Annotated in this window: 7 protein-coding genes; 4 read left to right on the top strand and 3 right to left on the bottom strand. The window is 61.8% G+C overall.

Going from position 1 to position 8,878, the window contains the following annotated elements; all coding sequences use genetic code 11:
* Positions 1–38 precede the first annotated feature (38 nt).
* Both HW556_RS12250 and HW556_RS12245 read right to left on the bottom strand, forming a co-directional pair.
* Positions 39–782 carry a LytR/AlgR family response regulator transcription factor gene (locus tag HW556_RS12250; protein ID WP_176900336.1) on the bottom strand — a complete coding sequence of 248 codons (744 nt, stop codon included), beginning with the start codon at positions 780–782 and terminating at the stop codon, positions 39–41.
* 110 nt (positions 783–892) lie between these two features.
* A complete protein-coding gene (locus HW556_RS12245) occupies positions 893–2,170 on the bottom strand; it encodes a sensor histidine kinase (protein ID WP_176900335.1) in 1,278 nt (425 codons plus the stop codon).
* 251 nt (positions 2,171–2,421) lie between these two features.
* Between HW556_RS12245 and HW556_RS12240 the strand changes: the two genes are divergently transcribed.
* From HW556_RS12240 to HW556_RS12225, 4 genes are all read left to right on the top strand, one after another.
* Entirely contained in the window at positions 2,422–3,357 is a 936-nt protein-coding gene (locus tag HW556_RS12240; protein ID WP_246289634.1) for an ABC transporter ATP-binding protein, read from the top strand.
* Between the two features lie 185 nt (positions 3,358–3,542).
* Complete coding sequence (locus tag HW556_RS12235; protein ID WP_176900334.1) at positions 3,543–4,358, top strand: ABC transporter permease; 816 nt, start codon at positions 3,543–3,545, stop codon at positions 4,356–4,358.
* Between the two features lie 87 nt (positions 4,359–4,445).
* Positions 4,446–7,025: a TonB-dependent receptor domain-containing protein gene (locus HW556_RS12230; RefSeq protein WP_176900333.1), complete on the top strand. Its 2,580-nt coding sequence runs from the start codon at positions 4,446–4,448 to the stop codon at positions 7,023–7,025.
* Between the two features lie 54 nt (positions 7,026–7,079).
* Positions 7,080–8,045, top strand: a complete 966-nt coding sequence (locus tag HW556_RS12225) for a hypothetical protein (RefSeq protein ID WP_176900332.1) — start codon at positions 7,080–7,082, stop codon at positions 8,043–8,045.
* Between the two features lie 65 nt (positions 8,046–8,110).
* Here the strand turns inward: HW556_RS12225 and HW556_RS12220 are convergent, their stop codons facing one another.
* Positions 8,111–8,869: a LytR/AlgR family response regulator transcription factor gene (locus HW556_RS12220; protein WP_176900331.1), complete on the bottom strand. Its 759-nt coding sequence runs from the start codon at positions 8,867–8,869 to the stop codon at positions 8,111–8,113.
* Positions 8,870–8,878 lie beyond the last annotated feature (9 nt).

The raw sequence follows: 8,878 nt of genomic DNA, 5'->3' as shown, positions 1-8,878 counted from the left end.
GGCCCAGGCCCCGCCCCTACAACGCCCTCGCCTCTAAATCATAACTGATTATACGCCTTGATGAGGGCGTTGAATGATTCGCGGTAGGTGTCGCCGATGGGCAGCAGGCGGCCCGCTACCTGCACTTTGCCCCGCTCGACGTGTTCGATGCGACTCAGAGCCACCAGAAACGACTTGTGGATGCGGGCAAACCGCTCGGGTGGCAGCACCTCCTCCAGCCGCCGAAACGACTGCAGCGTAAGCACTTTGCCGGTGGTGGTATAGAGCATCAAATACTCCTTCATGCCTTCGATATACAGCAAATCGTCGAAGGCCACGCGCTGCAGCCGATGCTCATTCTTGACGAACATGGCGTCGTCGGGCGCAGTGGCGGCAGGGGCCACTTCGGGCACGGCGGGGGCGGGCGGCGTGGCGGCGGGCGCGGTTGACGTCAGCTGCTGGCGTACCCGCTGCACAGCCTGCACAAACCGCTCGAAGGCAATGGGCTTGAGCAGGTAATCGGCCGCGCTGAGCTCGTAGCTGCGTACTGCGTACTGGTCGTAAGCGGTGGTGAACACAATGCGCGGTCCGGGCTGGGGCAGCAGTTGGGCCAGCTGTACGCCCGTCAGCCGGGGCATATGAATGTCGAGAAACACCACATCCACGGGGTTGTCCTGCAGAAACGCCAGGGCCGCCAGCGCGTCATCAAACTGCCCCACCAGCTCCAGTCCCGGCACTTGGGCGCAGTAGTCGGCCAGCAGGTCGAGAGCCAGCGGCTCATCATCAAGAATTACGCAGGTCATAGGTGAAGGAGCGAATCGGTGATCGGGCTTATGATACGTAACGAACGCCTTGTTGCACCTTATCGAGGCATTGAGGAAGTTCTTCTGAAGCGTACTAGTGCTAATTAACGCTACGGCAGTAGCACTAAGGTAACGCGGTGCTGCTCCGGAGTGGTCTGTACATCGAGGGTATGGCGGTGAGGGTAGAGCAATTCCAGGCGGCGCTGCAGGTTGGCCAGGCCCACGCCGCCGGGCTGCCGGGGCAGGGGGCGCTCGGCGTCGGCGGGCGCTACATAGTTGAGTACCGAGAAGCGCAGGAGGCCATCGGCGGCCAGGTGCAGGGCAATGTGCACGGCCACGGGGCGGGCAGTCAGGTCGCCGTGCTTGAAGGCGTTTTCGACCAGCGGCAGCAGCAGCAGCGGCGCAATGGGGTGTACGCAGTCGGGGTTGGTGCCTGCTACTTCCAGCACTACCGCCTCCTGGGCCGAGGCCGGCAGCCGCAGCCGCTGCAAATCAAGAAAGCTGCGCAGGTGGGCCAGCTCACGGCTCAGCGGCACGGTGTCGGTGCTGCTTTCGTAGAGCAGGTAGCGCATGATTTCGGCCAGCCGCAGCACCGCCTCGGGCGCTTTGTCCGACTTGCGGCTCGTGAGCGAGTAGATGTTGTTGAGCGTGTTGAACAGAAAGTGCGGGTTGATCTGGGTTTTGAGCATGGCCAGCTCCGTTAGCAGCTGCTGGCGCTCCAGCTCGCGGCGGTTGCGCTGCCCGCGCAGGTAGTCGTTGGTAATGCGCAGGCCCGAGGCGCTGCCAATAATGAACGTGCCAATAATGGAGGCCGCCAGCAGCCGCATGGCGGCGTCCGGGAAAGGGCTTTTGGGGGGCTTGGCCGCGTCGATTCTTGCCGTGCCCGGTTTACCTTGCGGGCTGGAAGAGGGCGGTGCTTTTTGGGTGGACACGTGTACCCCGGACGGAGCAAACTGCGGGATAAGCCAGCCAATAAGGGCCAGATAGGGCAGCAGCAGCAGCGCCGCCTTCGGGATGTACTGCAGCACCCGGCCCCGGCCCAGCGTAGAGGGTATCAGCCAGCGCCAAGTCAGGTAGAACAGCGTGGCGTCGCCCAGGTCTTCGAGCAGGTAGCGGCCCAGCTGCGGCAGCAGGCCCCACCACTCGGGGGCCGTGGGCGGAAACTGGGGCAGCTTCGAGAGAATGCTGCTGAGCTTCAGCCCGTCAATTATCAGTAGCCACAGCCACAGCAGAATATGCACCCAGCGCGGCACCCGGGTGGCCTCCGGGTCGTGGGCCGACCACTCGGTGGGCCGCAGCCACTCGCGCAACCGCACCCGCCAGCTCCGCCACAGCGGTGGCCGGAGCGGGGCAGGAGCGGCGGGAGCAGGCGGTGGCAGAACTTCCATCCTCGAAAATAGTGCAACAGCAGGTTGCTGGCCGGCCTTCTTCAATCAACCCCGCCAACAGCCCCCTCAACGCCCCGGGCCAGCGCACCAACCCGGCCGGCCGGAATAAGTGGCATTTTTTGGGGGTTGAGGAGAAGAAAAAAGGGTTGCAGGGCCTAAACGGAATGTTGGTTGAATTGTGGCGGAAAGATATAGTGCCGCTGCTAGGTTTGCAGCAGTTCCTTCCGTTTCGCCCCCTTTATTCCTCTCTCATGCGCTCTGCTTCTACCGCCGCCCCGCTGCTCGAAAGCCACGACCTGAGTTTCCGCTTCGGGGCCCGGCCCATTCTGCACGCGCTGAACCTGCGGGTGGAGGCCGGCAGCATCTACGGATTTCTGGGGCCGAACGGGGCCGGTAAAAGCACCACTATGCGCCTGCTGCTGGGGCTGCTGCGGCCCACCAGCGGCTCGGTGCGGCTGTTCGGGCACGAGCTGGCCCGGCACCGGGTGGCGCTGCTGGGCCGGGTGGGCGCGCTCATCGAAAGCCCCTCGCTCTACGACCACCTCACGGGTCGCGAAAACGTGGAGGCCACCCGCCGCCTGCGGGGCGTGCCGGCCCACCGCACGGCCGAAGTGCTGGCTCTGGTAGGCCTCAGCGCCGATGCCCACCGGCCCGCCCGCGAATACTCGCTCGGCATGCGCCAGCGCCTCGGGCTGGCCCTTGCTCTGCTGCCCAACCCCGACCTGCTGCTGCTTGATGAGCCTACCAACGGCCTCGACCCCACCGGCATCATCGAGATGCGCGCGCTGCTACGGAGCCTGTGCCACGAGCACGGCAAAACCATCCTCGTCAGCAGCCACCTCATCAGCGAAATCGAGAAAACGGTAACCCACGTGGGCGTAATTCAGCGGGGGCGGCTGGTGTTTCAGGGCAGCCTGCCCGACTTGCAGCGCCTGCAAACCGGCCGCGCCCAGCTGGTGCTCGAAACCGAAAACGCCGACACCTGCCGCAATTTGCTGCCGGGCCTGCTGGCCGGGGCCAAGGTGGCCGGCCCCGGCATCCTGCAACTGCCCTGGCTGAGCCGCGAACACGCCGCCGAGCTGGCCGCCGGACTGGTTTCAGCTGGCCAGCCCATCTACGGGTTGCGCCAGGAGCAACCAACTTTGGAAGACACCTTTCTGCACCTCACAGCGAGGATGAATGAGTGAGTTGCTGATTTGGTGAGATGGATAAACGCACTGTCATGCTGAGTGAAGGCGCAGCCGCAGTCGAAGCATCTCTACTACCGCAATGCTAACCCTGACAGCTACAACGAAGCGGTAGAGATACTTCGACTGTGGCTGCGCCTCCGCTCAGTATGACAGTGCTTTCTCACTCATTCGCTAACTCACTCATGGAATACACCCTCCCTGTTGCCCCCGGTCCACTTACTCAGCTCGGCCGCACCCTGGTTGCCGATGCGCTGAAGCTGCGCCGCACGGCCGCGCTATGGCTGGCACTGGGCGGCGGGGCGCTGCCGGTGCTGCTCAACCTGCTCATTTTCTATTTCAAAGGACATCTGCTGGTGAAACCCGGCCAAAACCCCTGGCCGCAGTACGTGGGCATGAGCTGGCAAACGGCTTCGGTACTGCTGTTGCCGATGTTTGTGGTGCTGCTGAGCGGGCTGGTCGTGAACCTGGAAAACCGGGGCGGCTGGCGGCACCTACTGGCTCAGCCGGTGGGGCGCGGAGCCGTATTCGGTAGCAAATTGCTGCTGCTGCTGGTCCTGAACGCCGTGGCCCAAACGCTATATGTGCTGCTGCTGTTGGGAGCGGGCGTGCTGCTGGGTTGGCTGAAACCTGATCTGGGCTTTCAAAGCCACAGTATCAGCCTGCTGCCGGTATTGCGGATGCTGGGACACACCTACGTGGCCACGCTCGGTATTCTGGGCGTGCAGTACGGGTTGGCGCTGGCCTTCCGAGGCTTCGTGGGGCCGCTGGCGGTGGGAATAGCCGGCATCGTGTCGGCCCTCACACTGCTGCGCTGGGAGCACATTGATCTGGTACCCTATGCTGCCCCCACCCGGATATTGCGCCTGCTCGAAGGCGACACACAGCTGAGCGTAACCGCCACGCTTTCGCCGGCCGAGTGGTACTCGTTGGGCTGGTTTGCGCTGGCGGTGCTGGTGGGCTACCTGCTGCTGCTGCTACGCCGCCCGGTTACCGACTGACACTTATTTGGGACAGCACAGCCATTACTGCTCTCTTTACGCCTCCCGCATCTGCGGCATTCCCTCATCTGTAACATCTGTAATTAAATGAAACACGCTACTCCGCTGGCCCTGCTTACGGCTACGCTACTGGCCACTCCGACCTTTGCCCAAACCGGCCCGCCCGCCGGTCAGCGGCCTGCTGGAACCCCCGCCGCCGCGCCGGCCCGGCCGGTGCTGCCCGCCGCCAAGGGTGCCGGCCGCCTCGAAGGCACCGTGCTCGATGCCAGCACCAAAAAGCCCGTCGAGTTTGCCACGGTGGCCCTGCTGCCGGCCAGTGGCACCACGCCCATTGACGGCACGGTGTGCGACGAAAAAGGGCGGTATTCGTTGAAAGGGCTGGCGGAAGGGCAATTCCGGCTGCAGATCAGTTTCATCGGCTACGCGCCCCAAACGGTGCCGGTAACCGTGAGCGGCGGTCTGACGACCGTGCCCACGGTGCGGCTGGAGTCAACGGCTCAGAAGCTGGGCGAAGTAACGGTAACCGGCGAGCGGGACATCATCGAAACCAAGCCCGACCGCATCGTGTACAACGCCGAGAAGGACATTACCAACAGTGGCGGTACGGCGGCCGATGTGCTGCGCAAGGTGCCGCTGCTGAGCGTGGACCCCGAAGGCGGCCTGCAGCTGCGCGGCTCCAGCAACATCCGGGTGCTCATCGACAACAAGCCCTCCTCGGTGGTGGCCACCAGCGTGGCCGACGCGCTCAAGCAGATTCCAGCCGACCAGATCAAGAGCGTGGAAGTGATTACAACGCCCTCGGCCAAGTACGATGCCGAAGGCACGGGCGGCATCATCAACATCATCCTCAAAAAGAACAACCTGCAGGGCGCCAACGGCTCGGTGGGCCTGGCCGGCGGCAACCGCAGCTCCAACGCCAACACCTCGCTCAACTACCGCAAGGGCAAAATCGGCATCAACAGCTCGGCCAGCGGCTACGTTTTTTATAGCCCCAACCGCAACGACCTGACCCGTACGCTGAAGGACGGTGACCGCGAGCTGCAGGTTGTAAGCCAGCAGGGCGACGGCAACACGGTAGGCGGCGGTGGTTTCGGCCGGCTGGGCCTCGATTACGACCCGGCCCCGTTTCATAACCTGCTGCTGAACGTGCAGGGCAGCGTGTTCCGCAATGGGGGCAACTACCAGCAGTACAACAACGCCCTGCTGCCGTTTCCTAACAACCCCAACCGGTTTATTCCTAGCGAGTTTACCCGCGACACCGACCGCAAGTTCCGCACCCAGAGCTATGATGTGAATGGCGGCTACACCCGCACGTTTGATGGCCAGAAAGGCCGCGAATGGAGCGTGCTGGGCCAGCACACCCGCAACCGCAACCAGCAGGATTACAACCTCGACCAGTTTGCGGGCAACACCACGGCCAACGACGCCAAAAACTACCGCGAAGCCGGGAATAACCTGTCGCGTAACCTCGAAACTACCCTGCAAACCGATTACGTCCAGCCATTTTCGGCCACTACATCGGTTGAAGCGGGGGCCAAGGCTATTCTGCGCCGCGTGAGCAGCGTGTACGATGTGCTCGACAGCCCCCAAAACAGCGCAGTTATCGACCCGGTATTGAACCCGGCCCGCTCCAACCAGTTCAACTACGACCAGGATGTGCTGGCCGGCTACGCCAGCTACGGCTTTTCGGCTTCCAAAAAGCTGAGCTTCAAGCTGGGCACCCGCGTAGAAAACACCCGCGTGCGGGGCAGCTTCGAGGAGCAGCAAGGGCGGCCCGGCGACCTGCCGGGTGTGCGCCAGAACTATACCAATCTGCTGCCCAACCTGAGCCTGAACTTTCAGCCCAAAAACGAGAAGAAGCCCGGCGAATCGGTGCGCCTGGCCTACTCGCGCCGTATTCAGCGCCCCCAGATTTTCTACCTCAACCCCTTCCGCAATACGTCCGATACGCTCAACGTGAGCTTCGGTAATCCCGAACTGCGGCCCGAGCTGACCGACAGCTACGAGCTGAATTACACCACCTTCGTGAAGGGCTCAGTGCTGAACCTAAGCGCCTACGTGCGCCGTACGGGCAACGCCATCGAAAGCTTCCGCGAGGTGAAAGACGGCGTTAATCTCCAGACGTTCCGTAACATTGGGCGCAATGCCACCTATGGCGGCAGCGTGTTTGGCTCGGTGAAGCCCCTGAAAGACTGGAGCGTGAGTGGCAACGTGAACGTGTATTACGTGTCACTTAAAAGCCCCGGCCTGGGCTTCAACAACAGCGGCGTGCAGTATAATCTCAACCTGAATTCGAGCTACAAATTCGAGAAGGGCCTGAGCCTGCAGTTCTTTGGGGGCCTCAACTCGCCGCGGGTGCAACTGCAGGGCAAGCAGGCCGCCTGGACCTACTACTCGATGGGCCTGCGTAAAAACCTGCTCAAGGATAAAGCCGACCTCACGCTGAACGCCGACAACTTCTTCTCGGCCACCCGCAACCTGCGCAGTACCCTCGAAACCGACCAATTCCGCCAGGAAAGCAATAACTACCTCTACCTGCGCGGCGTACGCCTGGCCTTCAACTACCGCTTCGGCAAAGTAACCAACCAGCCCCCCAAGCGCCGCCGCAGCATCCAGAACGACGACACTAAGAGTGGCGGCGACGGTCAGCAAAGCGGCCAGCAATAAGGGCGTTAGAGAAATTGCCCGTTATTGGGTGGCCGTCACAATCGTATTTACCGCATGAAATTAACTACCCGAGCGCTCCTGCTCGCCACCACTATCCTGTTGAGCGCCTGCGTCGCGCCCCTCCCTGTTACGAAGTCACCCGCTACTTATCCGTGGTTTCCGTTCATTTGGCACACGGCCAAATTCAGTGGCAAAGAGTACAAAGCAGCCATTTTGGTCCCCGTTAAGGTCAAAGACTTAAGCGCCAATTTCATTGCGCAGTTCGACTTAGGTAGCGACGCGACCATGCTGTATGGGGAGGCACTGAAAAATTATTTTGCCACCCCCGCCCAGCTGTATGCCCAGCTCGACACCACCCGTAGCGGGATGAGCGACTCCGGCATCCGCAACTATGGCACAAAAGGGCTACCGATATCTTTTGGCACCACGCAGGTTGCCCATCCGTTGTTTATGGCTGGCTACGGGGATTTAGTGCCGGTCGATTCACTGTACACCAAGTCGCAGAAGTCAGTGGGCACCATTGGGGGCGATTTTGTGGCCGGTAAGGTGCTCGTTATCGACTACCCACAGCAGCGGATGTGTGTGCTCGATTCTGTTGATGCCTACTGGCAGTCAAAAACCACGTTCGTGAAAAGCCGAGTGCGCAACAACCGTATGCACATTCCCCTCACTATTGGGTCACGCACCTATTGGGTATTATTCGACACGGGCTCCAGCCTGTTCACGCTAACCACCGATGAGCAGACCTGGCGGGGAATAGCACGTCCCGGCGGTCCTACCGATACACTGGTCGTGAACTCGTGGGGCAAGCCAGTGGCATTCTATGCCGCTCCTGCGCAGTTGGCCGTGTATCTGGGGGCGCAACAGTTGCCCCCCGCTAGCGCCTGGTTTACCCGCGACCAGCGCCAACTCGAATTCATGAAAGCAGCTAAGATTGATGGACTCACCGGCAACGCTCTCTTTCAGAACGATGTCATCGTGCTCGATTTCAAGCGCAACAGGTTTGGCATAGTGAAGTAGTTGGAGAAAAAGCAAAGGGAAAAGGCCTTTAAAGGGTCATACAGCCCTTTAAAGGCCTTTTCCCTTTAACTGAACTTCCCGTGGTAGCGGAGCACATCCAGCAAGCCTTCGCGGTAGGTTTCGCCGATGGGCAGGGAGGTGCCGTGAACCTGCACGCGGTGGCGCTCCACGAATTCGAGGTGGCGCAGATTGATGAGGTAGGATTTGTGGATGCGCACGAAGCGACCGGCCGGCAACTGCTCCTCCAACTTCCGGAACGACTGCAGAACAAGCAGCTTGCCGGTGGCCGTGTAATACATCAGGTACTCCTTCTGGCCCTCCGCGTAGTAAATATCATCCACCAATAGCCGGCGCAGGCGGTTGTCGTGGCGCACGAATAGCGCTTCGTCGGCCGCGACCGGATCGGTGGCGGGGGTAGCGGCTTCGGCCGCGGCGGCGGTAGCCAGCGGCGGCAACAGCGCGGCGCGGGCGCGGTGGGCAGCCTGCACAAACCGCTCGAAGGAAATGGGTTTGAGCAGGTAATCCAGCGCCGGCAGCTCGTAGCTCTGCACGGCATAATCGGGGTGAGCGGTAGTGAAGATGATGCGCGGGCCGGGCTGTGGCAGCAACTGGGCCAGCTGCAAGCCCGTCAGGCGCGGCATCTGAATATCAAGAAACACGACATCCACCGGGTTATCCTGCAGGAAGGCCGCCGCCGCCAGCGCATCGCCAAACTGCCCGCGCAATTCCAGAAACGGCACCTGTCCGCAAAAATCGACCAGCACCTTCCGGGCCAGCGGCTCATCATCCACCACGAGGCAGCTAATCGGTCGGCGGGTTTCCATAGACGGTGA

The organism is Hymenobacter terrestris, from assembly GCF_013377905.1.
Lineage (GTDB): Bacteria > Bacteroidota > Bacteroidia > Cytophagales > Hymenobacteraceae > Hymenobacter > Hymenobacter terrestris.
Note: the sequence above shows the minus strand (reverse complement) of the source record. Positions and strands in the feature narration are given on the sequence as shown.

Coding starts and splice junctions, on each gene's coding strand:
- HW556_RS12250 (WP_176900336.1), bottom strand. CDS start 782: ATGACCTGCGTAATTCTTGATGATGAGCCGCTGGCTCTCGACCTGCTG.
- HW556_RS12245 (WP_176900335.1), bottom strand. CDS start 2,170: ATGGAAGTTCTGCCACCGCCTGCTCCCGCCGCTCCTGCCCCGCTCCGG.
- HW556_RS12240 (WP_246289634.1), top strand. CDS start 2,422: ATGCGCTCTGCTTCTACCGCCGCCCCGCTGCTCGAAAGCCACGACCTG.
- HW556_RS12235 (WP_176900334.1), top strand. CDS start 3,543: ATGGAATACACCCTCCCTGTTGCCCCCGGTCCACTTACTCAGCTCGGC.
- HW556_RS12230 (WP_176900333.1), top strand. CDS start 4,446: ATGAAACACGCTACTCCGCTGGCCCTGCTTACGGCTACGCTACTGGCC.
- HW556_RS12225 (WP_176900332.1), top strand. CDS start 7,080: ATGAAATTAACTACCCGAGCGCTCCTGCTCGCCACCACTATCCTGTTG.
- HW556_RS12220 (WP_176900331.1), bottom strand. CDS start 8,869: ATGGAAACCCGCCGACCGATTAGCTGCCTCGTGGTGGATGATGAGCCG.